Annotated in this window: 26 protein-coding genes and 1 riboswitch; of the genes, 13 read left to right on the top strand and 13 right to left on the bottom strand. The window is 73.6% G+C overall.

The features are described from left to right. Positions 1–230 precede the first annotated feature (230 nt). A complete protein-coding gene (locus GT755_RS00780; RefSeq protein ID WP_161478606.1) occupies positions 231–1007 on the top strand; it encodes an isoprenyl transferase in 777 nt (258 codons plus the stop codon). Positions 1008–1011: 4 nt separating this feature from the next. Here the strand turns inward: GT755_RS00780 and GT755_RS00775 are convergent, their stop codons facing one another. Both GT755_RS00775 and GT755_RS00770 read right to left on the bottom strand, forming a co-directional pair. Then, positions 1012–1500 carry a hypothetical protein gene (locus tag GT755_RS00775; RefSeq protein ID WP_161477750.1) on the bottom strand — a complete coding sequence of 163 codons (489 nt, stop codon included), beginning with the start codon at positions 1498–1500 and terminating at the stop codon, positions 1012–1014. Between the two features lie 104 nt (positions 1501–1604). Further along, positions 1605–2459: an alpha/beta fold hydrolase gene (locus GT755_RS00770; protein ID WP_328794101.1), complete on the bottom strand. Its 855-nt coding sequence runs from the start codon at positions 2457–2459 to the stop codon at positions 1605–1607. A 54-nt stretch (positions 2460–2513) separates the two neighbouring features. Here GT755_RS00770 and GT755_RS00765 point away from each other — a divergent pair, with 54 nt between their 5' ends. Both GT755_RS00765 and tenA read left to right on the top strand, forming a co-directional pair. Further along, on the top strand, positions 2514–4397 hold the full coding sequence (locus tag GT755_RS00765; RefSeq protein WP_161477748.1) for a BTAD domain-containing putative transcriptional regulator: 1884 nt from the start codon (positions 2514–2516) through the stop codon (positions 4395–4397). 36 nt (positions 4398–4433) lie between these two features. Then, a riboswitch (TPP riboswitch) is annotated at positions 4434–4544 on the top strand. Further along, positions 4540–5226 (top strand): thiaminase II, encoded by a 687-nt coding sequence (gene tenA / locus GT755_RS00760; protein WP_161477747.1) that lies wholly within the window; start codon positions 4540–4542, stop codon positions 5224–5226. It overlaps the preceding riboswitch by 5 nt. On the opposite strand, the gene GT755_RS00755 is transcribed toward tenA, so the two are convergent. Further along, the gene (locus GT755_RS00755; RefSeq protein ID WP_161477746.1) at positions 5172–5603 is read right to left on the bottom strand and encodes a DUF6010 family protein; all 432 of its coding nucleotides are present in this window, start codon (positions 5601–5603) and stop codon (positions 5172–5174) included. The two genes, tenA and GT755_RS00755, sit on opposite strands and share 55 nt — an antisense overlap. Before the next feature lie 120 nt (positions 5604–5723). Between GT755_RS00755 and GT755_RS00750 the strand changes: the two genes are divergently transcribed. Both GT755_RS00750 and ligA read left to right on the top strand, forming a co-directional pair. Further along, positions 5724–6683, top strand: a complete 960-nt coding sequence (locus tag GT755_RS00750; protein WP_161477745.1) for a GlxA family transcriptional regulator — start codon at positions 5724–5726, stop codon at positions 6681–6683. 8 nt (positions 6684–6691) lie between these two features. Beyond that, positions 6692–8779 (top strand): NAD-dependent DNA ligase LigA, encoded by a 2088-nt coding sequence (ligA, locus tag GT755_RS00745; protein WP_161477744.1) that lies wholly within the window; start codon positions 6692–6694, stop codon positions 8777–8779. A 148-nt stretch (positions 8780–8927) separates the two neighbouring features. Here the strand turns inward: ligA and GT755_RS00740 are convergent, their stop codons facing one another. The 7 genes from GT755_RS00740 to GT755_RS00710 form a co-directional block, all read right to left on the bottom strand. After that, positions 8928–9272 (bottom strand): RNA polymerase-binding protein RbpA, encoded by a 345-nt coding sequence (locus GT755_RS00740; protein ID WP_030453745.1) that lies wholly within the window; start codon positions 9270–9272, stop codon positions 8928–8930. Between the two features lie 146 nt (positions 9273–9418). After that, complete coding sequence (locus tag GT755_RS00735; RefSeq protein WP_161477743.1) at positions 9419–10777, bottom strand: MFS transporter; 1359 nt, start codon at positions 10775–10777, stop codon at positions 9419–9421. A gap of 12 nt (positions 10778–10789) precedes the next feature. Beyond that, positions 10790–11575, bottom strand: coding sequence for a glycerophosphodiester phosphodiesterase (locus GT755_RS00730; RefSeq protein ID WP_161477742.1), 786 nt, complete (start codon positions 11573–11575; stop codon positions 10790–10792). Between the two features lie 66 nt (positions 11576–11641). Beyond that, a complete protein-coding gene (locus tag GT755_RS00725) occupies positions 11642–12187 on the bottom strand; it encodes a TrmH family RNA methyltransferase (protein ID WP_161477741.1) in 546 nt (181 codons plus the stop codon). Next, positions 12184–12777: a class I SAM-dependent methyltransferase gene (locus GT755_RS00720; RefSeq protein WP_161477740.1), complete on the bottom strand. Its 594-nt coding sequence runs from the start codon at positions 12775–12777 to the stop codon at positions 12184–12186. Before GT755_RS00720 ends, GT755_RS00725 begins: the two co-directional genes overlap by 4 nt. Positions 12778–12851: 74 nt before the next feature. Further along, complete coding sequence (locus tag GT755_RS00715) at positions 12852–13190, bottom strand: TraR/DksA family transcriptional regulator (protein WP_161477739.1); 339 nt, start codon at positions 13188–13190, stop codon at positions 12852–12854. A gap of 118 nt (positions 13191–13308) precedes the next feature. Next, entirely contained in the window at positions 13309–13671 is a 363-nt protein-coding gene (locus tag GT755_RS00710; protein ID WP_161477738.1) for a hypothetical protein, read from the bottom strand. A gap of 92 nt (positions 13672–13763) precedes the next feature. On the opposite strand from GT755_RS00710, the gene GT755_RS00705 reads away from it, so the two are divergent. Next, positions 13764–14126 (top strand): hypothetical protein, encoded by a 363-nt coding sequence (locus tag GT755_RS00705; protein ID WP_161477737.1) that lies wholly within the window; start codon positions 13764–13766, stop codon positions 14124–14126. 225 nt (positions 14127–14351) lie between these two features. Beyond that, positions 14352–16412, top strand: coding sequence for a protein translocase subunit SecD (secD, locus tag GT755_RS00700; protein WP_328794100.1), 2061 nt, complete (start codon positions 14352–14354; stop codon positions 16410–16412). Positions 16413–16457: 45 nt separating this feature from the next. Here secD and GT755_RS00695 read toward each other — a convergent pair whose 3' ends face one another. Genes GT755_RS00695 through GT755_RS00685 form a run of 3 tightly spaced genes read right to left on the bottom strand, consistent with a single transcriptional unit; the run spans position 16458 to position 19305 of the window. Further along, complete coding sequence (locus GT755_RS00695; RefSeq protein ID WP_161477736.1) at positions 16458–17405, bottom strand: VWA domain-containing protein; 948 nt, start codon at positions 17403–17405, stop codon at positions 16458–16460. Further along, positions 17402–18304, bottom strand: coding sequence for a DUF58 domain-containing protein (locus GT755_RS00690; protein ID WP_161477735.1), 903 nt, complete (start codon positions 18302–18304; stop codon positions 17402–17404). Before GT755_RS00690 ends, GT755_RS00695 begins: the two co-directional genes overlap by 4 nt. After that, entirely contained in the window at positions 18301–19305 is a 1005-nt protein-coding gene (locus GT755_RS00685; protein ID WP_235965855.1) for an AAA family ATPase, read from the bottom strand. Before GT755_RS00685 ends, GT755_RS00690 begins: the two co-directional genes overlap by 4 nt. A 197-nt stretch (positions 19306–19502) precedes the next feature. Between GT755_RS00685 and GT755_RS00680 the strand changes: the two genes are divergently transcribed. The 6 genes from GT755_RS00680 to GT755_RS00655 are packed head-to-tail and all read left to right on the top strand — an operon-like array spanning position 19503 to position 24404. Next, positions 19503–20243, top strand: coding sequence for a hypothetical protein (locus tag GT755_RS00680; RefSeq protein ID WP_161477733.1), 741 nt, complete (start codon positions 19503–19505; stop codon positions 20241–20243). Between the two features lie 17 nt (positions 20244–20260). Beyond that, on the top strand, positions 20261–20854 hold the full coding sequence (locus GT755_RS00675; protein WP_161477732.1) for a TetR/AcrR family transcriptional regulator: 594 nt from the start codon (positions 20261–20263) through the stop codon (positions 20852–20854). 28 nt (positions 20855–20882) lie between these two features. Further along, positions 20883–22022, top strand: coding sequence for an acyl-CoA dehydrogenase family protein (locus tag GT755_RS00670; RefSeq protein WP_161477731.1), 1140 nt, complete (start codon positions 20883–20885; stop codon positions 22020–22022). Beyond that, positions 22023–22427 (top strand): acyl-CoA thioesterase, encoded by a 405-nt coding sequence (locus GT755_RS00665; protein WP_161477730.1) that lies wholly within the window; start codon positions 22023–22025, stop codon positions 22425–22427. Further along, positions 22424–23506 (top strand): zinc-binding dehydrogenase, encoded by a 1083-nt coding sequence (locus tag GT755_RS00660; RefSeq protein ID WP_161477729.1) that lies wholly within the window; start codon positions 22424–22426, stop codon positions 23504–23506. The genes GT755_RS00665 and GT755_RS00660 overlap by 4 nt, the downstream gene beginning before the upstream one ends. A 34-nt stretch (positions 23507–23540) precedes the next feature. Continuing rightward, positions 23541–24404 (top strand): DUF2268 domain-containing protein, encoded by an 864-nt coding sequence (locus GT755_RS00655; RefSeq protein WP_161477728.1) that lies wholly within the window; start codon positions 23541–23543, stop codon positions 24402–24404. Positions 24405–24446 lie beyond the last annotated feature (42 nt).

Raw genomic sequence — 24446 nt, 5'->3', positions numbered from 1 at the left:
GGGGCGTGCTAGAAGAGAGGCGGGGTGCCGAAGACCCTTCGCGTGAAGGATGTTCGCCCGATCACCGGCCGGCCCACTGCTCTTTGACCGGAGTCACGCGACATCGGGGCCCATTAGATCCGCCGGGCCTTCCCCCGTCAACCGGCGAGGACCGCTTGTCGTTTTTCGGTGGGGGTTCGGTGCAGGCGTCCGGAGGAGCGGGACCGGTCGACGATGAGCCCATGATGGGGATGCGACGGCGGCTGAGGGGCGTGCTCGACCGGATCTACGTGCGGCGGCTGGCGGGGCGGCTGCCCCGCGAGCTGATGCCGCGGCACATCGGGATCATGGTCGACGGCAACCGCCGCTGGGCGCGGTCGGCGGGGTTCCGTGATCCGGCCGACGGGCACCGGGCGGGCGGGGCGAAGATCCCGACGTTCCTGAGCTGGTGCGACGCCTACGGGATCGAGCAGGTGACGATCTACCTGCTGTCCGACGACAACCTGGGCCGCGGAAAGGACGAGCTCGCCGCCCTGCTGGGCATCATCGAGGGCGTCGTCGAGGAGCTGGCCGCGCCGGGCCGCCGGTGGGAGGTCACCCCGATCGGAAGCCTGGACCTGCTGCCGGACGCCACCGCCCGGGCGATCAAGGACGCGGCGGCCCGGACGGCGGGCCGGCGGGGCGGGGCGAAGGTGAACGTCGCGATCGGCTACGGCGGTCAGCGCGAGATCGCCGACGCGGTCCGCTCGGCGATCGGTGAGCGGCTGGCGGCGGGTGTCCCGCTGGAGGACATCCTGGACGGCTTCGACGCCGAGTCGATCTCGCGGCACGTCTACACCGCGGCGCAGGCGCCGCTCGACATGATCGTCAGGACCAGCGGCGAGCAGCGCCTGTCGGGTTTCATGTTGTGGCAGTCGGCGTACGCGGAGATGCACTTCTGCGAGTGCTACTGGCCCGATTTCCGGGAGATCGACTTCCTGCGGGCGCTTCGTTCGTACGCGGGCCGGGGCCGCCGGTTCGGCCGCTGACCGTTCACCCGTGGTCGGTGGTGAGCCGGTCGATGGTGGCGGTGGTGTGGCCGACGCCGTTGAGGACGCAGCCGGCGCCGAGGTCGATGAGGTTGCTGGTGGTGCGGCCGGTGAGGTGGGCGGTGCCGCCTTCGAGGGTGTACGCGGTGAGGTCGCCTCGGTAGAGAACGTGGTTGACCGTGGTCGTGGTGCCGTCGTTCCAGGTGATGGCGATGCGGGCGTAGCCGGGGCCGATGGGGCCGGGGCACTGGGTGGTGAGGCCGCCTTCGACGCGGATGGATCCGCCGGTGATGGCCGGGTGGCGGGCGGAGGAGCAGACGCCGAGGTCACCCGTTCCGGCCATCCAGGCGGGACCCTTCCGGTAGGTGAGCCCGGGGGTGTAGTTCAGGCTGAGGCTGCCGCCGTGGCAGGTGATGTCGCCGGTGTCGGCCGCGGCCGGCTGGAGCGGCGCGAGGGTGAGCACGAGGGCGGCGGCGCACAGGATCGCACGCATGGGTCATCCCTTCTGTCGAAGGGCTCCATGATGTTCACGGGCGGGTGCCCGCGAGGCCTGCCGACGTGCCAGGGGGCGCCGGGGTTTGCCGGAATTTCACCTGGTCAGCGGGCCAGCAGTTCGCGGATTCGCCGGGTGGTCTCGGCGGGGGCCTCCTCGGCCATGAAGTGGCCGGCCGTGGTGGTGTGGTGGCGCAGGTCCGGGGCCCAGGCCCGCCACAGGGCGGCGGCGTCGTAGCCGAGGGCGGCGCCCCAGTCCTGCTGGATGACGGTGACGGGCATGGCGAGCCGGGTTCCGGCGGCGCGGTCGGCGGCGTCGTGGTCGACGTCGACGCCGGCGGAGGCGCGGTAGTCGGCGACGATCGAGGGGATCGCGTGCCGTGCGGCGGTCAGGTAGGCGTCGCGGACGTCGCGGAGGGCCTCGGGGTCGCGGACCCAGGCGTCGAGGAAGTGGCCGAAGAAGGCGTGGGGGTCGGCGGCGATGAGGGTCTCCGGCAGGCCGGGCGGCTGGGCCATGAGGTAGAGGTGCCAGGCGACGGCCGCGGAGGCGCCGTGCAGGACGTCCCACATGTCGAGGGTCGGCAGGACGTCCAGGCAGGCCAGGTGGGTGATCGTGGCCGGGTGGTCGAGCGCGGCGCGGAAGGCGACGAGGGCGCCCCGGTCGTGCCCGGCCAGGGCGAACCGCTCGTGGCCGAGGGCGTGGGCGAGGGCGACGACGTCGGCGGCCATCTCGCGTTTGGAGTATCCGGTGGCGGGTTTGTCGCTGTCGCCGTAGCCGCGCAGGTCGGGGCAGATGACGGTGTGGGTGGTGGCGAGGTCGGCGGCGACGTGCCGCCACATGAGGCGGGTCTGCGGGAAGCCGTGCAGCAGGACGATCGCGGGTCCGGCGCCGCCGACGGCGGCGGTGAGGGTGACGTCGTCGGCGACGGGGACGCGGTGGCGGGTGAAGTTCTCGAGCACGGGGTCGAGGTTGCCGGGTGCGGATGAGCATCCGATGAGCGTTAGCGTGGCGGTGTGTCCGTTGTGGTGGGGGTCCTCGGGCCGGTGGAGGCGTGGGACGCGGCGGGCGCGGCGATCGCGTTGCGCGGGCCGCGCCATCGTGAGGTGCTGGCGCGGCTGGTGGCGGCCGGGGGCCGGGTGGTGCCGGTCGAGGTGCTGGCCGCCGATCTGTGGGACGACCCGCCGGAGGGCGCGGTGGCGGCGATCCGGACGTTCGTGGCGGCGTTGCGGCGCGCGCTGGAGCCCGGCCGGCCGCCGCGCACGCCGCCGCGGGTGATCGTGACGGCGGGCCCGGGATACGCGTTGCGGGCCGAGGCGGACGTGTGGCGGTTCGAGGAGGCGGCCCGGGCGGGCGGGCCGCCGTCGGTCGTGCTGGCCCGGCTCGATGCGGCGCTGGCGTCGTGGCGGGGGCCGGCGTACGCCGGGATGGCGTGGGCCGAGGGGGAGCGGGCGCGGCTGGCGGAGGTGCGGCTGCGGGTGGTGGAACGGCGGGCGCAGGCGTTGCTGGAGCTGGGCCGGGCCGCCGAGGCGGTGCCCGATCTCGACGCGCACGCGCGGGCCCATCCGTGGCGGGAGGAGATGTGGCGGCTGCTGGCGCTGGCGCTCTACCGGTCGGGGCGGCAGGCCGACGCGCTGGCGGTGCTGCGGGCGGCGCGGGCCGAGCTGGCGGGGCGGCTGGGGCTCGATCCGGGGCCGGGGTTGCGGGATCTGGAGGAGGCGATCCTGCGGCACGACGACCGGCTGGCGTTCGGCGACGCGGCGGCGCGGGTGTGGGCGAGCGCGGCGGCGGCGCACGACCGGGTCGCGCCGGGGGCCGGGCCGAGGCTGGAGGCGGCGGTCGGGCTGATGCGCGGGCTGGCGGTGACCGGCGGCGAGGGGCTGGTGGCGGCGCGGGAACATCGGGCGGCGGCGGTGGAGGCGGCCGAGGAGCTGGGTGACGCCGAACTGGTGGCGCGGGTGATCGGCGCCTACGACGTACCGGCGATCTGGACGCGGTCCGACGACCCGGCGCAGGCCGCGCGGGTGGCCGGGGCGGCGGCGCGCACGCTCGACCGGCTGGCGGCCGGGGCGGCGCCGGCGACGCGGGCGCGGCTGCTGGCCACCATCGCGGTGGAGTCGCGGGGCGGGAGGTCGGCGCGGGCGCGGGCGGCGGCGGCCGAGGCGGTGCAGATCGCGCGCGGGCTGGAGGACCCGGTGCTGCTGGTGTTCGCGCTGAACGGCGCCTACATGCAGGAGTTCGGGCGCACCGGCCTGTCGGGGCGGCGGGCCCGGATCGGGGCCGAGATCGTCGAGGTGGCGGCCCGCCACGGTCTGGCGAACTACGAGATCCTGGGGCGGCTGATCGGTCTGCAGTCGGCGTGCGCGGTCGGCGACTTCCCCGCGGCAGACGGGCAGGCGGCGCGTCTCGACGTGCTGGCGGCGCGGCATGACCGGCCGCTGACGTCGGTCTTCACGGCCTGGTACCGGGCGCTGCGGCGGGCGGAGGATCCGGCGGCCGCGTTCGCGGCCAAGGAGGCGGCCTACCGGGAGGCGGCCGGGCTGCTGGAGGGCGCGGGGATGCCGGGACTGAGCGAGGGGTTGCCCGCGCTGGCGTCGTTGTGCCTGCGGCTCCGGCACGGCCGTGCGCCCGAGCCGGCGGATCCGGGGGTGTACGGCCCGTTCGAGCCGTGGGTGCGTACGGTTCTGCGGCCGGACGCCGATCTGGGCGCGGTGCCCGATCCGCCGGGCGACCTGCTGGCCGAGGCGTTGTGGACGTTGCTGGCGACGGCCGCCCGCGCGCGCGGCGAGGGTGTCGTGTTCGATCGGGCGCGGGAGGCGTTGCGTCCGGCGGCGGGGGAGCTGGCGGGGGCGGCGAGCGGCCTGGTGAGCCTCGGGTGGGTGAGGGACGTCATCGGCTGACCCTCTTTGCGGCGGGCGGCGTGTCGGTTAGGTTGATCATGACATCGCGGGAGCCCGGCGGACCGGGCTGAGAGTGCGGCTGGACGGCCGCAGACCGCTTGAACCTGACCGGGTCATGCCGGCGTAGGGAGAAGGTCTCACCATGACGTATCAGCCGACGTCCCTCACCACGTTCAGCGACGGGTTGTGGGACGCCGTCGACCCCGTCTACCAGGCGATCCTCCGTCATCCGTTCATCACCGGGCTCGTCGACGGGACGCTGCCCCGGGAGGCGTTCCGGCACTTCGTCGTCCAGGACTCCCACTATCTCCGCGACTACGCCCGCGCGCTGGCGGTGTGCGCGGCCAGGGCGCCCGACGATGAGGTCACCCGCGCGTTCGCCGGCGACGCGGTGGGGGCGATCGCGGCCGAGCGGGAGATGCACGCCGCGTTCATGGCCGACCTGGGCGGGTCGGCCGAGGAGGCGGCGGCCCAGCCGGTGGGGCCGACGACGCGGGCGTACACGAGTTACGTGCTGGCCACGGTGTACGGCGGTTCGTTCCTCGACGGGCTGGCGGCGGTGCTGCCGTGTTACTGGATCTACGCGCGGGTGGGGGCCGACCTGCTGGCGCGCTCGTCGCCCGACCCCCTGTACCGGCGGTGGATCGCGGCGTACGGGAACGAGGAGTTCCAGCAGACGGTGCGCCGGGTGGTGGCGCTGACCGACCGGCTGGGCGCGGAGGCGACCGGGCCGCAGCGGGCGCGGGCGGCGGAGCACTTCGCGGCGACGGCCCGTTACGAGTGGATGTTCTGGGACGCGGCCTGGCGGCGGGAGTCCTGGCCCCTGTGACGCCACAGGCGGGTGATCGACGGCCCGCCCGCGAAGCACCACAGCGCGATGACGGGGTCGCACAGGGCGCAGCCGAAGCTGGAGTCGGCGAAGAAGGGGATGATCGGCGCGCCCTGGAGGTGGTGGACGACGTCCCAGGCGGTGTGCAGCAACCAGCCGATCCCGATCCAGTTCCAGTTCGTCAGGCCCCGGTAGGCGACGTAGGTCATGACGGCGGGCATCAGGAACTCGGCGTAGCCGAGCCCGCCGCCGCCCAGGTAGGCGGCGCCCGCGCCGGCGACGAGCACGGCGTTGACCGGGCGGCGGTGCGGTTCGGGGATCAGCGACAGCAGGGCGGCGCAGATCAGCCCGATGACGATCGGCATGACGACGGCCATGTGGGGTTCCGTTCTCGGCGGTTACGGGGTGGCAGCGCCACGGTAGGGCGGCCGGGCGACGCCGCCCCATGGGGTGAACGGACAATCTGCGCCGGGTTCCCGCCGCACTAGCGTGGGGGAATGCACACGGTGGCGGTCCTGGCGCTGGACCATGTGGTGGTGGCCGATCTCGCGACGCCGGTGGAGGTGTTCGGGCGGGTCCGGCTGGCCGACGGGAGCCGCCCCTACCGGGTGGTGGTCTGCGCCCGCGCCCCGCAGGTGACCGGGGAGGCCTTCGCCATCGTCGCGCCGCACGACCTGTCGGCGCTGCGGGAGGCGGGCACGGTCGTCGTCCCGGGATGTTCGGAAGGGGCGCCCCCGCCGCCTGCGGAGGTGCTCGACGCGTTGCGCGCGGCGGCGGCCGCCGGAACCCGGATCGTGTCGATCTGCGCGGGCGCCTTCACGCTGGCGGCGGCCGGGCTGCTCGACGGGCTGCGCGCCACCACCCACTGGGCCGCCGCCGGCCTGCTGGCCCGGTCGTTCCCCCGGGTGGAGGTGGACCCCGGCGTCCTGTACGTCGACAACGGCCAGATCCTCACCTCGGCCGGGGCCGCCGCCGGGCTGGACCTGTGCCTGCACCTGGTCCGGCGCGACTTCGGGTCGGCGGTGGCGGCGGCGACGGCGCGGTTGTCGGTGGTGCCGCTGGAACGGGAGGGCGGACAGGCGCAGTTCGTCCCGCACGCCCCGCCCGCCGTGCCCCGTGGGTCGTCGCTGGAGCCGGTGCTGGCGTGGATCGAGGAGAACCTCGACGGGGAGGTGACGCTGGCGCGGCTGGCGCGCCGGGCCGGGATGGGGGAGCGGACCTTCAGCCGGCGCTTCCGCGAGCAGACGGGGACGACCCCGCTGCAGTGGCTGCTGCTGGCCCGGGTGCGGCGGGCCCAGCTGCTGCTGGAGAGCACCGACGAGGGGGTGGAGCGGGTGGCGGCGCGGTCCGGGTTCGGGTCGGCGGCGGCCTTCCGCGACCGGTTCAAACGCGTCGCCGGGGTGACGCCGACGGCCTACCGCGCGGCCTTCGGGGATTGTCGGTCGGGTTCGCCATGATGAGGGACATGAGTGAGACACCCCCCATGACGGCGATCGCCGACGAGACCGCCTACGCCGAGGCCGTGCAGCTGGCCGTCGACGCGTCGGCCGCCTACTACGGCGACGGCACCTCCACCCTTGACGACGACGCCTACGACCGGCTGGTGCGCGGGATCGAGGCCTACGAGGCCGGGCATCCCGACCAGGTGCTCCCGACGTCGCCGACCGGGAAGGTGGCGGGCGGCGCGGTCGTGGGCGACGTGCCTCACACGGTGCCGATGCTCAGCCTTGACAACGTGTTCGGCCCCGACCAGCTGGCCGCGTGGGCGGCGTCGCTGGAGCGGCGGCTCGACCGCCCCGTGACGGCGTGGAGCGTGGAGGCCAAGCTCGACGGGCTGGCGGTCTCGGCCCGCTACCGGCGGGGCCGCCTGGTGCAGCTGGTCACGCGGGGTGACGGCCAGGCGGGGGAAGACGTCTCCCACTCCATCGGCACGATCGTGGGGCTGCCCGAGCGGCTGGCCGAGCCGGTCACCGTGGAGCTGCGCGGCGAGGTGATGATGACCACGGCGCAGTTCGCCGACGCGTGCGCCAAACGGCAGGCCCACGACGGCACCACGTTCGCCAACCCGCGCAGCGCGGCGGCGGGCACGTTGCGGACCAAGGACCGGCCCTACGTGTGCGAGCTGACGTTCTTCGGCTACGGCGCCCTGCCGCTGCCGCCCGGCGACGACTCGCCGCTGGCCGTCCGGCTGCGGGAGCTGCCGCACAGCCAGATCATGGAGTGGGTGGCCGGTCAGGGCGTGCAGACCACGGCGGTGACGCCGGTCGCCGGGGTGCTCGTCTCCGACCTGGCGGCGGTGCAGGCGCGGGTGGAGGAGATCGCCGCCGCCCGCGCCGACCTGGAGTTCGGCATCGACGGCATCGTGGTCAAGTGCGACCTGGCCGCCGACCAGGCGGCGGCGGGCTTCAGCTCGCGCGCCCCCCGGTGGGCGGTGGCCTACAAGCTGCCCGCCACCGAGAAGATCACCAAGCTGCTGGCGGTGGAGTGGAACACCGGCCGCACCGGCATCATCGCGCCGCGCGCCGTGCTGGAGCCGGTCGAGCTCGACGGCTCGGTCGTCACCTACGCCACCCTCCACAACGCCGCCGACATCGCCCGGCGCGGCCTGATGATCGGCGACTCGGTCACCGTCTACAAGGCCGGCGACGTGATCCCGCGGGTCGAGGCCCCGGTCGTCCACCTGCGCACCGGAGACGAGACGCCGATCGACATCCCGCAGGTCTGCCCGTCGTGCGGCGACGCCATCGACGCCGGCCAGGAACGCTGGCGGTGCGTGCGCGGCCGCGCCTGCCGCGCCATCGCCTCGATCGAATACGCCGTGGGCCGCGACCAGCTCGACATCGAGGGCCTGGCCGTCAACCGCATCAAGCAGATGCTCGACGCCGACCTCATCACCGACTTCGCCGACCTGTTCTTCCTCACCCGCGACCAGTTGCTCGCCCTGGACCGCATGGGCGAGACCAGCACCGACAACCTCCTGGCCGCCCTCGAACGCGCCAAGGCGCAGCCGCTCAGCCGGGTGTTCTGCGCGCTCGGCGTGCGCGGCACCGGCCGCAGCATGTCCCGCCGCATCGCCGCCCACTTCGGCACCATGGACGCCATCCGCGCCGCCGACGCCGCCGCGATCCAGCAGGTCGAGGGCATCGGCCCGGAGAAGGCCCCCGTGGTCGTCGCCGAACTGGCCGAACTCGACCCCCTGATCGACAAGCTGATCAAGGCGGGCGTGAACATGACCCAGCCCGGCGTGGTCCGCCCCCCGGCCGGCGATTCCGACGGGGCCGAAGCGGCGGGCGAGCCGCTCGACCTGCCGCTGTCGGGCATGTCGGTGGTGGTGACCGGCACGATGACCGGCCCCCTGGCGGCGCTGTCCCGCAACGAGGTCAACGAACTGGTGGAACGGGCGGGCGGCAAGGCGTCGTCGGGCGTGTCGGCCAAGACGTCGCTGGTGGTCGCGGGCGACAAGGCGGGCTCCAAGCGCACCAAGGCCGAGACCCTGGGCGTCCGGGTGGCGACACCGGAGGAGTTCGCCGAACTGGTCGCGGCCTTCCTGTGACCGTCGTGCGGGTGGCCGGCCTGGCCACGGCACGATAGCCCGGGTAAAACGCGAGACCCCAGCCGCCGGACGTCGTCCGGACCGGACGCGACAGGGCGCCCCCCGGATGGTCCGGAGGGCGCCCTCGCGTCGGTGGTGGGATGGGTCCCTATGCGCTCTTGCGCCGCTGGGCCCGCAGGATGGCCAGCCGCTCGTTCAGGACCTCTTCGAGGTCTTCGATCGAGCGTCGCTCCAGCAGCATGTCCCAGTGGGTGCGCGGGGGCTTGGCCTTCTTCTGCTGGGGCTGCTCGGCGTCGACCCGGAGGGCGGGGGAGCCGCAGTGACGGCACTCCCAGCTCGCGGGGATCTCGGCCTCGGCGGCCAGTGGAACGGTGGTGTGGTGACCCCTGGGGCAGGTGTAGGACACCTCCTGGCGGGGTGCCAGATCGGTGTTGCGGTCGTTCTCGTAGCTGGTCGCGCCGAGCCGGGTACCGCGAAGTGCACGCTCGCCCATGTTCTAAGCCTCCTGAGATCCCCCTATACGACACAGCTATAGAGGGGTTGGTCTCCACCGGGTACAACGCCTGATACCGTGTGTGGATTCCCACCCAAGACGTGATCCAATCGCGCTTTTTCCGGCGCTCGTGAACCGATTCGCCGTCAAATCCGTTCTGGCACGTCGTTGCCCGCGGCCCTGATCGCCTTCGGCAGGTTGACCGACGCGAGCAGCACCCCGCCGATGACGAAGAAGATCACCAGCGAGACGATGCCGTACCGGTAACTGTCGGTGAGCTGGAGGGCCAGGCCCAGGGTGAAGGATCCGATGAGCGTCGCACCCTTGTCACTGATCTCGTAGAGGCTGTAATACTCCGCTTCCCGCCCCTTTGGGATCACGTGGGAGAACAACGACCGCGACAGGGCTTGTGTTCCCCCCATCACGATCGCGATGGCGAATCCGAGGGCGAAGAACAGCAGCGGCCGCTCCGGCGGCACGAAATAGGCGGCGGCCACCACCCCGCACCAGCCGGCCAGTGACCAGAGCACGGTCTTGCGGGTGCCGATCCGGACCGCGATCCGGCCCAGCAGGATCGCGCCGAAGAACGCCACGAACTGCACCATGAGGATCGCGCCGATGCGCTCGGTCTCGCCCAGGCGCAGCTCCTGGTCGGCGTAGGTGGCCGAGAAGCTGATGACCGTCTGCACGCCGTCGTTGTAGGCGATGTACGCCAGCAGGAACACCAGCGTCAGCGGATAGCGGGTGACCAGGTCGCGGATGGTGCGCCCCAGCTGGCGGACACTGAGCGCCACGGCCCTGACGGCCCCCTCGTCGGCGGCGGCCTCCCCGCGCCGGTTGCGCAGCCGCAGCAGCGGGATGATCGTGAAGCCGCCCCACCACAGGCCGGCCGAGGCCAGCGCCAGGCGCACGGCCGTGCCGGTCGAGATGCCGATCGCCTCGGCGTTCAGGAACAACCCGAGGTTGACCACCAGCAGCAGGCCGCCGCCCAGGTAGCCGAACCCCCAGCCGCGGGCCGACACGCTGTCGCGTTCCTCGGGTGTGGAGATCTGCGGCAGGAAGGAGTTGTAGACCACGAAGGCCGCCGCGAAGCTGGTCTGGCCGACGATGAACAACACCCCGCCCAGCAGGTACGCCCCGTCGGCGACCAACCACATGAGCAGGGTGGCCGCCGACCCGAGGTAGGCGAAGAACCCCATGATCTCTTTCTTGCGCCCGGTGTGGTCGGCCAGCGCGCCGGCGATCAGCATCACGACGATCTGGCAGACCGCCGCGACGCCGACCACGAACGAGTAGTAGGCCGAGGGCCGGACGTCGAACCCGATCACGTCGACGAACGGCGCCCCGTTGGCGGCCTGCTCGGCGATCTCGGTCAGGTAGGGCCCGAGGAACACGGTCATGACCGTGGTGGGGAAGGCCGAGTTGGCCCAGTCGTACCAGTACCAGCCTTTTTGCTCGCGGGTTCTGGCCTGCGGGCTCTCGTCGATGACCTGGGGGGAAGCCATTCCTACTCGCTCTCAGCCAGTGGGCCACTGGCCGCGTTCGGTGAGCACCTCGCGCAGCCCGGTGATGTTGTCGGTCATGATGCCGTCGACCCCGAGGTCGAGCAGGCGTTCCATGGTCGGCCGGTCGTCGACGGTCCACACGTGGACCTGCACGCCGATCGAGTGGGCGGTGCGGACGAACGCCGGGGTGACCACGCGCAGCCCCCGCCACCCGACGGGCACCTGCGCGCAGGGGATGCCCGAGTGGGCCAGCCGCGCCAGCAGCCGCCCGGAGCCGGCGCGCGCCGAGGCGGTGAGCAGCGCGGCGACGGCGCGGGGACCCATCGCCGAGCACACCTCGGGCCCGCAGGCCCGCCGGGCCTGCGCCAGCCGCATGTCGGAGAAGGAGGTCAGGCACACCCGGTGGGAGGCGCCGGTATGCCGCAGCACCCGCGCCAGCGGCACGATCGCCGGCGACTCCTTCACATCGATGTTGACCCGCACCCCGGGCCAGGTGCCGAGCACGTCCTCCAGCAGCGGGATCTCGTCGACCCCGCCGATGCGGGCCTTGGCGACCTCGCGGTAGGGCAGCCGGGAGATGCGCCCGCGCCGGTCCGTGACCCGGTCGAGGGTGTGGTCGTGGAAGGCGACGAGCACGCCGTCGGCGGTGGCGTGGACGTCGGTCTCGAGGTAGTCGTAGCCCATCGCGACGGCCTTCTCGAAGGCGGCCATCGTGTTCTCGCGCCCCTCGGCGGCCCCGCCCCGGTGGGCGAAGGCCAGCGGCCCGGGATGGTCGAGGAAGGCGAACCGTCGCTGCACGAGCGTGAGTATGCCCGGTGTGCGAGCCCTGTTCCACTCACCTGCCCGCGTGGCGGGTTGTCCCGGTTAGAGGGCCGACCACTCCTGACGGCGGGCCTCGGCCAGGGCGATGGCCGCCGCGACGGAGACGTTGAAGGAGCCGACGCGGCCCACCTGCGGGATGTAGGCGACCGCGTCGGCCGACTCCAGGACGGCGGGGGAGCAGCCGTGGTCCTCGCTGCCGACGACCAGGCACACGTCGCCGGTCAGCTTGGCCTCGTGGAGGGGGAGGGCGTCGCCGGTGAGCTCGATCGCCACGACGGTGAACCCGTCGTCCTTGGCCGCGCGCACGGCCTGGGCGGCCGGGACCGGCTCGTGCCACTCGACCAGCCGGTCGGTGCCCAGGGCGGTCTTCTGCGCCTTGGGGTTGGTCGGCGGGGTGGCGTTGCCGGCCAGCCAGATGACGTCGACGCCGAAGGCGGCGGCCGTACGGAAGATGGAGCCGATGTTGAACGGCCCGGTGACCGATTCGACGATCATCCCGAGGCGGCCGGCCGTGTTGCGCCGCCAGGTGCGGTTGAGCCGCTTGACGTCGGTCGGGCGGAGCTGGCGGCGCGGGTTCGGGGTGCTCATCTGTTGGGCGTCACTTTCAGGATGCGGTAGGCGGCGCGGGAGGCGTGGCGGGTGGCGGTCCAGCCCTGCTCGGTGAGCCACTTCTGCAGGGAGTCGGAGCCGAGGTGTTTCTGCACGACCAGGTAGGCGGCCCCCTCGGGGAGGAGCCGGTCGAGCCAGCGGGTGAGCATGGCGTGGAGGGCGGGCTTGCCGATGCGGATGGCGGGGTTGGACCAGATCGCGGCGAACCGCACGTCGCCCGGCATCTCGTCGGCGTGCACGCACCTTACTTTGTCAAGGCGGGCGGCCGCGGCGTTGCGCGCCGTGAGGTCGAGTGACCGACGGTTGACGTCCACGGCCCAGACGGTCGCCTGCGGCGACCGGGTCGCCATGGTGAGCGCGATCGGCCCGTAGCCGCAGCCCAGATCCAGCAGATCGCCGGAGGCCGGCGGGGGCGGCACCGACTCCAGCAGGATCTTGGTGCCGGTGTCGACGCGGTCGGGGGAGAACACGCCCCGGTCGGTCTCCAGCCGCAGGTGCAGGTCGGGCAGCACCAGCGTGACCGTGGCGGGCCGGCTCTCGGCCTGCGGCCGCTCGTCGAAGTAGTGCACGGGCCGGAACGTTACCCCAGCTTCCGCGGACACGGGTGCCGGCCCGAGGGCGGTCCGCCCCCGGGCCGGCCGGGTCAGGCGGCCTCGTGCCGCCGCTGGCAGTCGATGCAGGTGCGCGCCAGCGGCCGGATCTTGAGCCGCTCGAAGGGGATGACGCCCGCGCAGTCCGCGCAGCGGCCGTAGGTGCCCTCCGCCAGCCGCTCCAGGGCGTGGGACAACTCGGCGACGGCGCGTTCGGCGACGACGATCGAGACGCTCAGCTCCTGCCAGGTGTCGTCGGCGCCGCTGCTGTCGCGCTGCTGCCTGCGCAGCCCGTCGAGGTGGCGGCCGCGCTGCTCCAGTTGGTCCCGCAGTTCCTCGCGCAGCGACTGGATCTGGACGCTGCTGATCGGGGTGGGATGACGAGTGCTCATGATCGTGTGTTCCTTTGCGCGCGCAGGGAGGCGTCGGCACCGGCCCGCACGGGGCGTCTCGGGTGCCGCGCCGAAGAAGAGCCCCGGCTCACGGCCACGGGGCTCGGTGAAGGTCCGGTTATGCGCTGGGCGGGCTGCGCGGTCCCGCGGTGCGGTGTGCCGGGCGCTGCGGATCACGGAACTCGTCGGTGTCCGGGGCCGACGGCGTCACGAGAGGCTGATAGGCGGGCGCGTCGTGGAACCCGCCGCGTAGCGGCCACGACGACGGCGCGTGGTGCTCGCGGGCGGCGCCGGTCTGCGGCGGCAGGCTCGACACGTCGGCGCCCGCGTCGCCCTGGCTCCACACCCGGCCGGAGCCGCCGTTCACCGCGCTCCAGGCGCCGGTCGTCAGCAGTGAGGACGCGATCAGGCACAGCAGGACCAGGACCGTCGCGGCGGCGCTCGCGACGGGCCTTCGTGGTGTTCTCCACGGTCCTGTCATGATGCCGACCATAGCCGAGCGCATCGGGGGAGCGCGCCGGTCGCGGTAGCGGGGTACGGTGGCGCAAACCCCCCGAGCCGGCAGGAGGAGACGTGCGCGGAAGACTGCCCGTCGCGCTGCTCCTGCTGCTGTCGGCCTTCCTGCTGGGGCCGGCCCCGGCGACCGCGGCCCCTGGTCTCCCGGTGGCGATCCCGAATGTGGCGCCCGGCGGCTCCGCGCCGCTCGCCCAGTGGGGCGATCCGGTTCCGGACGCCGATCGTGACACCGCCCCGCCCCGGCTGCGGCCCGGGTGGGGTGTGGCCGCGCCCCTGCTCCTGTCGGCGGTGGTGCCGTCCACCGGGTGGCCGGCTCCGGTCCTGCGGGTGGTCGCGGCCGTCGCCGCGTCCTTCTCCGCCGTGCCGCGACCGGCGGCCGGCCGGGCTCCGGCACGGGCCCCTCCTTCCACGACGCGCTGAGGTCCCTTTTTCCCTTCTGCGATGGCCGTGGAGGCTTTCTCATGTTCCGTGCGCCCTTTTGGCGCGCGGTGGCGGCGTGTGTCGTCGTCGTCACCGCTCTGCTGCTCACGCTCACCCTTTCGCCCCGTCTCGGGCTGGACCTGCGGGGCGGCACCCAGCTCGTGTTCGAGACCCGGGACGGCCAGGCGGCCAAGGCCGACGCCGAGGCCGCCGACCGCGCTGGACGTGCTGCGCCGCCGCGCCGACGCGCTCGGCGTGGTCGACCCGACCCTGCTCCGCTCCGGGGAGCGGCGCATCATCGTCGAGCTGCCCGGTGTGCTCGACCCCCGCCAGGCCGCCGAGGTCATCGGCCGGACGGCGCAGCTCACCTTCCATCCCGTGCTCGGACCGGCCGGGCATTCCGGGCGGGTCCTGGCCGACGAGTCGGGTCAGCCGCTGAGCGTCGGCCCGGCCGCGATCACGGGCGGCGACGTGCGGGACGCCGCCGCGCGCACCGATCCGGCGCAGGGCCCCGGCTGGTTCGTCGGCCTGGACTTCCACGACGCCGGCGCCTGGCGGCGGCTGACGGCCGAGGCGGCGTGCCACGACCCCGGTGATCCCCGGCGGCGGGTGGCCATCGTGCTGGACGAGGAGGTCATCTCCTCGCCCCAGGTCGATCCGAGCGTGGGGTGCCGGGCCGGCATCCCGGGCGGCTCGACGCAGATCACCGGTTCCTTCTCCCCTGAGGAGGCACGTGACCTGGCCATGCTGATCAAGGGAGGCGCCCTGCCCGTCCCGCTGACGTTGATCGAGCAGCGGACCGTCGGGCCCACGCTCGGCGCGGAGGCGATCGAGGCCAGCGCCGAGGCGGGCGTCGCCGGGGTGCTGCTCACGGCGCTGTTCATCGTCGTCGTCTACCGGCTGTCGGGGTTGATGGCGGCGGTCGCGCTGGCGACGTACGGGTTGATCTCCTACGCGGCGCTGGTGGCTCTGGGGGCGACGCTCACCCTGCCGGGCCTGGCCGGGTTCGTCCTGGCGGTCGGCATGGCGGTGGACGCCAACGTGCTGGTCTTCGAGCGGGCCCGGGAGGAGTACGGACGGGCGCCGGGCCGGGGCCTGCGGCCGGTGCTGGATCGCGGTTTCGCCCGGGCGTGGAGCGCGATCGCCGACTCCAACGTCACCACCCTGCTGGCGGCCGGTCTGCTGTTCTGGCTGGCGTCCGGCCCGGTGCGCGGTTTCGGCGTGACCCTGGCGATCGGCGTCTTCGCCGCGCTCGTCTCGGCCATGCTCGTCACCCGTGTGCTGACGCACTCCCTCGCCGGCGTGATCGGCGGGCGGTGGTCGGGGCTGGCCTCGCCCGGCCGGGTCAGGACGTGGATCGTGCGGCGTGACCCCCGGCTGACGGCCGCCGGACGGCGGTGGCTGGCCGGATCGGTGCTGCTGGCCGGGGTGGCCGTGGCGGGGCTGGTCGTGAACGGGCTGAACGTCGGGGTGGAGTTCACCGGGGGCCGGATGGTCGAGTTCACCGCCGCGCGGCCGGTGAGCGGGGAGGTGGCCCGGCAGGCGGTGGCCGAGGCGGGGCACGCGTCGGCCACCGTGCAGACCTCCGTCCAGGCCTCGGGCGCCGAGGTGTCGGTGCGGGCCGGGCAGATCGGCCCGGACGACGTCGCGGCGATCGAACGGGCCCTGGAGGCGCGGGTGGGTGAGGTGACCAAGCAGCGCGACGAGATGGTCGGCCCCAGCCTGGGCGAGGAGTTGCGCCGCAACGCGCTGATCGCGCTCGGCGTCGCGCTGGCGGCGCAGCTGGCCTACCTGTCGGTCCGGTTCCGCTGGACCTTCGCCGCGGCGTCGGTGGCGGCGCTGGTCGTGGACGCGCTGGCGGTGGTCGGCCTGTTCGCCTGGCTGGGCCGGCCGGTCGACGGGGTGTTCCTGGCGGCCATGCTGACCGTCATCGGCTACTCCGTCAACGACAAGGTGGTCGTCTTCGACCGGGTCCGCGAGTTGTGGCAGGCGAGCCCCGCGGCCCGGCTGCCCGACGTGGTGAACGCGGCGATCCTGCAGACGGTGCCGCGAACGGTCAACACCGGGCTGGGGGCGCTGTTCATCCTGGTGGCCCTGGCGGTGTTCGGCGGCGACTCCCTGCGGGACTTCGCCGTCGCGCTCGTCACCGGGATCGTGGTCGGGACCGCGTCCTCGTCGCTGGTGGCCGGTCCTCTCGCGGTCGAGCTCGAACGCTTCAGCGGGCAGCCGCCGCCCGTGCCGCCCGCGCCCCGCCGGGGCCGGATGGGCACCGGAGCCGTGGTCTGAGCCGGGGTGTGAGCCGGGGCGGGTGAGCCGGGCTCGGCGCCCGCGTCAGGGGATGCGGGTGCCGAGCACCAGCGCCGACCCCGCCACCAGCAGCCCGGCGATCACGGCGCCGATGATGAACCGCTGGGTGATCTCCTGGTGGACGACCCGGTAGCCGAGGCTGGTGCCGATCTGGGCGTAGACCTCGCGCAGTTCGTCGCCCGACTCGGCGGTGTAGGCGCGGCCGTTGGTGCCGTCGGCGAGCGTCTGGAGGGTCTGCTTGTTGACCGGCACCTGGACGCTGCGGCCGTCGATGGCGACGGTGCCCTCGGGGGTGCCGTAGGCGATGGTGGAGACCGGGACCTTGCCGCCGGCGGCGGCCTCGACGGCCTCGTTGACCGACCGGCCGCTGGTGTTGTCGCCGTCGGACAGCAGCACGATGGCGGCGGGCGGCGGGTCGGTGACGGCCTGCTGGTCGAAGGACCTGATGGCGTCGAGGGAGTTGAAGACGGCCTCGCCGATGGCGGTGCCGGGCCGGGTGGTCAGGTTGCGGATGGTGTTGATGACGGCGGCGTGGTCGGTGGTGGGCGGGATGGCCACGGCGGCGGAGCGGGCGAAGGAGACGACGCCGACGTTGAAGCGTTCGGGCAGGTCCTGGACGAAGCGTTCGGCGGCCTGGCGGGCGGCGACCATGCGGGTCGGGGCGACGTCGGCGGCCTCCATCGAGAGCGAGATGTCGACGGCGATCATGATGGTGGCGCGGTCGCGCGGCACCCGCACCTCGTCGGCGGGCCGGGCGGCGCCGAGCACGAGCAGGCTCATCATGGCCAGGAACAGCCCCGCGGTCAGGTGGCGGCGCCAGCCGGGCTTCTCGGGCGCGACCAGGGCCAGCAGGGCCAGGTTGGTGAAGCGGACCGCGTAGCGGCGCCGGACGTACTGCATGATCACGTAGACCACGGCGAGGGCGGCCAGCGCGGCGAACAACCAGAGCCACGCGGGGGACAGGAAGATCATGCGCGGGCCCTCCGGGCCATCAGATGGGCGGTTCGGCGCTGCCGGAGCACGAACTGGGCGATGTCGGTCATCCAGTCGCGGTCGGTGCGCAGGACGAGGTGTTCGGCGCCGGCGCGGCGCAGCGCGGCCCGGTTGTTCTCGCGCTGCTCGGCGGCGGCCTCGGCGTAGCGTTCGCGGACGCGCCGGGTGAGGTGGATGTCGCGGTGGCGGCCGGTCTCCGGGTCGAGCAGGGTGATCTGGCCGACGTCGGGCAGTTCGAGTTCGCGCGGGTCGATGACCTCGATGGCGAGCACCTGCTGGCGGGTGGCCAGGCGGCGGACGGGCCGTTCCCAGTCGGCGGGGTCGTCGAGGAAGTCGGAGACGACCACGCGCATGCCGCGGCGGCGGTGGGCGGCGGCGAGCATCTCGATCGCGCCGCCCAGGCTGCTGCTGCCCGTGGACCTCGGGGCGTCGGTGAGCGACTGGAGCAGGCCGAAGAGGTTGGCGCGGCCGGGCCGGGCGGGGTAGCGGTGGACCTCCTCGCCGTGCAGAACGTAGGCGCCGAAGCGGTCGCCGACGCGGCTGGACAGGAAGCCGAGTGCGCCGACGGCGTGGATGACCAGGGTGCGCTTGTCCATGTCGGCGGTGCCGAAGTCCATGCTGGCGGTCAGGTCGACCAGCGCCCAGGTCTCCAGTTCGCGGTCGGAGATGAGGTCGCGGACGTGCGGCACGGTGGTGCGGGCGGTGACGTTCCAGTCCATCCGCCGGGTGTCGTCCTCGCCGGGGACGTAGACGCGGGTGTCGCCGAACTCGCTGCCGGGGCCGGGCAGCAGGCCCAGGTGGCCGCCCTGGAGGAGACCGTCGAGCCGGCGCACGACGGTCAGCTCCAGTTTGCGCAGCGCGGAGTCGGCGCCCTTCATCGCTGGCCCTGGTTCCAGACGACCAGCGGCGGCGGCACGGAGTGGAGGATCTGGCGGACGACGTCTTCGGGTTCGATGCCGTCGGCCAGCGCGTCGAAGGTGAGCATGAGCCGGTGGGACATGACGTCGACGGCGACGTCGCGGATGTCGTCGGGCAGCAGGTAGTCGCGTCCGCGCAGCAGCGCCAGGGCGCGGCCGGCGGCGACCAGGCCGAGGGTGGCGCGGGGGCTGACCCCGATCTCGATGGTCTCCTCCAGTTCGCGCAGCCCGTAGTCGGCGGGCGCGCGGGTGGCCATCACCAGGCGGACGACGTAGTCGGCGACCAGCTGGTGGACCGACACCGCCTCGGCCGACTTCTGCAGCGCGAGCAGGCGCGGCGCGTCGAGGACCGGGTCGGGCGTCGGCGGGGTGACGCTCATGCGGTGGAGGATCTCCAGCTCCTCGTTGGCGGTGGGGTGGCCGACGCGGACCTTGAACAGGAACCGGTCGCGCTGCACCTCGGGCAGCGGGTAGACGCCCTCGGACTCGATCGGGTTCTGGGTGGCCAGCACGACGAAGGGGCGCGGCAGCGGGTGGGTGACGCCGGCCAGGGAGACCTGGCGTTCGGCCATGACCTCCAGCAGCGCCGACTGCACCTTCGCCGGGGCGCGGTTGATCTCGTCGGCGAGCAGGAAGTTGACGAACACGGGCCCGAGCTCGACGTCGAAACGCTCGGTGCCGGGGTGGTAGACGCGGGTGCCGACGATGTCGCTGGGAACCAGGTCGGGGGTGAACTGGATGCGGGCGAACGTGCCGCCGACCACGGTGGCCAGGGTGGATGCGGCCAGCGTCTTGGCCACGCCGGGCACGCCCTCCAGCAGGCAGTGGCCGCGCGCGAGCAGGGCGACCAGGAGCCGTTCGACCATGTGATCCTGCCCGACGATGACCCGCCGCACCTCGGCCAGGGCGTCGCGCAGCGCGCCCATGTCGGCGTCGGTCGAGGCGCCGCCACCCGCGGGCATGTTCGCCGGCACGACGGACGTGCCCGGCCCTTCATCAGCAACCATCATGCGTGTTATTCAATCGTGACTTGGCGGGAAAGACCATGGTCTCACCCTGCCCGTTGCGATCGCCGGGAACACTCTGTGCATTGGGCGGGTTCCGGCACGAGCCACGACCGGCCTTCGGCCGTCCGCGTCTCGTTGTGTTTTGATGGGGTGTGGCCACTCCTCTCCAGTATGGCGACCCGCCGCGACTGGGTCCGTTCGTCCTGCAGGCGCGTCTGCAGTCGGCTCCGGCGGGTCTGGTCTACCTGGGGCAGGCGCCCGACGGGCGGGCGGTGTCGGTGGTGGTGCTGACGCGCGGCGCGGCGCTCGACGCGGCGGCCCGCGACCGGTTCGTGACCGGCATCAAGGAGGCCGAGTCGGCCCGGTCGGGGGTGCGGGGCCTGCTGTCGCGGGTGCGGCGGGCGAGCCCGGCCACGCCGTTCGTGGTGGCGTGGGACGGCGGTGAGGCGCCGTGGGCGGCGACGCCGTTCGTGCCGGGCGGGCCGGGGGCCGAGAAGTTCCTCGAACCGGTCATGGTGTCGGGCATGCTGATCGGCGACCGGCACGGCCCCGACTTCGTGCCCTACTGGCTGGGCGACCGCAATCCGGCGCTGCCCGCGCCGCCTCCTCCGGCTCCGCCGCCGACGGCGACGCCGCGTCAGGTGGCGATGGCCTCGGCGGTGCTGGCCGTGCTGGTGCTGCTGCTCCTGGTGATGATGTGGTTGTTCCTGTTCCGGGGCGACGACGAGGCGATCCCGGCGCAGCCGCTGCCGCCGACGGTGTTCGTGCCGACGCCGCCGCCGGTGCCCGAGCAGTCGGAGCCGACGCAGCCCTCGCCCTCGCCGGGTCCGAGCGAGGGACGCAGCCCGACGCCGCTTCCCGGTGGCTCCGACGACCCCGGCGACGCCATCTAAGCGTACGCTTACTCCTCATGGAGTTGTGGGACACGGTCGAGCCCCCGGCCGCGCGCCGCCTGGTGGCGGGCGCGGTGGACCTGTTCGCCGAGCGCGGCTTCGGCGGCGCCTCGACGCGCGACATCGCCGCGGCGGCCGGGCTGAGCCCGGGGGCGATGTACGTCCACTTCCCCTCCAAGGCCGAGCTGCTGGCGCGGATCGTGCTGATCGTGCACGAGGCGGCCCTCCAGGCGGTGTCGGCGGCCGCCGCCCAGGCGGACGCGCCGGCCGCCCGCCTCCGCGCCCTGGTCTATACGCTGGCCCGGTTCCACGCCGCTCACCAGCGCGGATGCCGGGTCGTGCAGAACGAGCTCGGCGCGCTGGCCCCCGATGACTGGGCCCGGATCCGGGTGGAGCGCCGCCGCGTTGAGGCGCTGTTCCGCGACGAGGTCGCCGCCGGGGTCGCCGCGGGCGTCTTCGAGGCGGCCGACGTCGCCGGCACCGCCCGCGCGATCGTGTCGATGTGCGTGGACGTGGCCCGCTGGTACCGCCCCGGCGGCCCCGACAGCCCCGAGGACGTCGGCGCGCTGTACGCCCATCTGGCCCTGCGGATGGTCCGGGCGCTACCCTGACTAAGCGATCGCTTAGCGGGAGGGTGTCATGCGGCGGACGGTGTACACGGCGGACCACGAGGCGTTCCGGGAGTCGGTCAGGGAGTTCGTGGCCCGCGAGGTCGAACCCCACGCCGCCCGGTTCGCCGAGGAGCGGCTCATCGGGCCGCCGGTGTGGCGCGCGGCCGGCCGCCTGGGCCTGCTCGGGCTGGAGATCCCCGAGGAGTACGGCGGCGGCGCGGCCGGCGACTACCGCTTCAACGCCGTGCTGCACGAGGAGCTGGCCGCCCACGGGATGGCGCTGGCCTCCGGGTTCGGCATCCACTTCGACATCGTCGCCCCCTACCTGGTCGACCTGACCACCGAGGAGCAGAAGAAGCGCTGGCTGCCCGGCTTCTGCTCCGGAGAGCTGGTCACCGCCATCGGCATGACCGAGCCCGGCGGCGGCTCCGACCTGGCGGCCCTGACCACCACCGCCGTACGCGACGGCGACGACTGGGTGCTCAACGGGTCCAAGACGTTCATCACCAACGGCGTCCAGGCCGGGCTGGTGGTCGTCGCGGCCCGCACCGGCCCCGGCAAGAAGGGCATCACGCTGTTCGGCGTCGAGGCCGGCATGCCCGGCTTCGAGCGGGGCCGCAAGCTCGACAAGATGGGCCAGCCCGAGGCCGACACCGCCGAGTTGTTCTTCCGCGACGTCCGCGTCCCGGCCGCCAACGTCATCGGGCCGGTCGACGGCGGGTTCGTCGCGATGATGGAACGCCTGCCGCAGGAACGGCTCGGCGCGGCCGTCGCCAACCTGGCGCACGCCTGGTCGGCGCTGGCCGAGACACTCGCCTACGTGCGGGAACGCCGGGCGTTCGGGCAGCCGGTCGGGTCCTTCCAGTACAACAAGTTCACCCTCGCCGGCCTGGTCACCGAACTGGAGGTGACCCGCGCCTACGTCGACCAGTGCGTCGCCGCCCACGCCGCCCGCGAGCTGAGCGCCGTCGAGGCGGCCAAGGCCAAGTTGTGGTCGTCGGAGGTGCAGTGGCGGGTCCTGGACGCGTGCGTGCAGCTGTTCGGCGGGTACGGCTACATGCGGGAACACCGGGTCGCGCGGGCGTGGGCCGACGCGCGGGTGACCCGCATCTGGGCCGGGTCGAGCGAGATCATGCGCGAGATCATCGGCCGGGACCTGGGGTTGTAGATGGACTACGCGCACTGGGACGAGATGCCGACCCGCTGGCGGGACAACGACGTCTACGGCCACCTGAACAACGTCGTCCACTACGAGCTGATGGACTCGGTGATCAACCGCTGGCTGATCTCCGAGGCGGGCCTCGACCCGATGACCGGCCCCTCCATCGGGCTCTGCGTCGAGTCGCGCTGCACCTACACCGCCGAGGCCGCCTACCCGGCGGTCATCCGCGTCGGGCTGCGCGTCGGCAGGCTCGGCACCTCCTCGGTCCGCTACGAGCTGGGCCTGTTCGAGGGCGGTCGGGCGCTGGCCGAAGGGGAGTTCACCCACGTGTTCGTCGACCGCCGCACCCGCCGGCCCGCGCCGATCGAGGGCCGGATGCGGGCGGCGATGGAGAGGCTGGTGGTCGCGTGAAGGTCCGTTCGGCCGTGCTGGCGCAGACGGGCCGGCCCCTGGACGTCCGGGAGCTGACCCTCGACCCGCCGGGCGAGGGGGAGCTGCTGGTCCGGATCGAGGCGGCGGGGTTGTGCCACTCCGACCTGTCGGTGATCGACGGGTCACGGCCGAGGCCGCTGCCGATGGCGCTCGGGCACGAGGCGGCCGGGGTCGTCGCCGCGTCGCGCTCGCCGGAGTTCGCGGACGGCGACCACGTGGTGCTCACCTTCGTCCCGGCCTGCGGCGCCTGCCCGCCGTGCGTGTCCGGGCGGCCCGCGCTGTGCGTGCCGGGCGCGGCGGCCAACCGGGCCGGTTCCCTGCTGGGCGGCGGCCGGCGGCTCGGCGAGGTGTTCCACCACCTGGGGGTGTCGGCCTTCTCCGAGTACGCCGTCGTGTCGGCCCGCTCGGCGGTGAAGGTGCCCGCGGGCCTGCCGTTCGAGGTGGCGGCGCTGTTCGGCTGCGCCGTGCTGACCGGCGCGGGGGCCGCGCTGCACGCCGCCGGGATCGGGCCGCGTGACAGCGTGGCGGTGTTCGGGCTCGGCGGGGTCGGCCTGTCGGCGCTGCTGGCGGCGAAGGCGGCCGGGGCGGGCACCCTGATCGCCGTCGACGTGGTGGAGGGCAAACGCGACCTGGCCCTGGCGCTGGGGGCCACGCACGCCGTACCGGGCGGAGAGCACGCCGTCGAGCACGTCCGGGACCTGACCGGCGGGGGAGCGGTGAAGGTCGTCGACACCACCGGCGTCGCGCCGGTACTGGCGCAGGCCTACGCGGCCACCGCCCCCGGCGGCGTCACCGTGACCGTCGGCCTGCCCGCCCCCGGCGCCGGGCTCACCATCCCCGCCCTGTCGCTGGTCGCCGAGGAGAAGACGCTGCGCGGCAGCTACCTGGGGTCGTGCGTGCCGCGCCGCGACGTGCCCCGCTTCATCGGCATGTACACCTCAGGCGTGCTCCCGGTCGACCGCCTGCTGTCGGGCCGGCTGAGGCTCGACCAGGTGAACGAGGGCTTCGACCGGCTGAGGAGCGGCCAGGCCGTCCGGCAGGTGGTTTTAATGCGTTGAGCCTCACGTAACGGGAGTCCCTAGGGTCGGCCGCATGAGACTCAACGTGATCGACACCCTCACGCGGATGCGCGAGATCTTCGCCACCCCGTTGCCCGGCCGGGCCGACGGCCTGCGGGAGCTGCTGCGGCCGATGGCCGCCGCGATGCCGTGGCTGACCACCGGGGACCTGGCCGACTTCCACCACCGGGGGTCGGGGTTCCGCACCGACCGCGACGACGACCGCTACCTGCCGGCGCTCGACCGGCTCGACGGCGTGCCCGCCCGGATCGAGGCCGCCCTGCGCCGCGCCTGGGACCACCAGGCAGCCGCGGTGCCCGGCATCAGGGTCGCCGACATCGTGAACGTGCTGCTGGTGCTCGGCGACCCCGACGACGCCTACCTGACCGAGACCAGCCACGGCTACTTCGGCATGGGCGGCATCCCCGGCTGGATCCACCTCACCGTGTGGCCGACCGAGGAGAGCGTGGCCGGGATCGTGGACTGCGCGGTGCACGAGTTCCACCACAACGTGCGCTACGCCAACGTGACGTGGGACCCGCCGACCGTGCAGCTGGGCGAGCAGATCGTCTCCGAGGGGCTGGCCGACGCGTTCGTGGCCGAACTGGGCGGGACCCCCGGCTACTGGGCGGGCCCGCTGCCCGAGGGGGAGTTCGAGGGGGCGTACACGACGATCGTGAAGAACCTGTCGCTGACCGGGATGCACAACTTCTCCGCCTACGTCCACGGCGACGCGGCCGCGGCGCGGTTCGGCGGCACGCCCGTCGGGCTGCCCGCCATGGCCGGATATCCGGTCGGCCGCCGCATCGTCGAGGCGCACCTGGCGGCGACCGGGCTGACCGCCGCGCAGTCGACCGCCCTGCCCAGCGCGCAGATCATCGCGAACGCGGGGCTATAGTTCTCGGCCGTGACCTGGGGACATATCGCACTTCTGCTGGTG

Source organism: Herbidospora solisilvae, assembly GCF_009901565.1.
In the GTDB taxonomy this organism is placed as follows: domain Bacteria; phylum Actinomycetota; class Actinomycetes; order Streptosporangiales; family Streptosporangiaceae; genus Herbidospora; species Herbidospora solisilvae.
The sequence above is the reverse complement of the archived record's forward strand: the minus strand, read 5'-3'. Positions and strand labels throughout refer to the sequence as shown.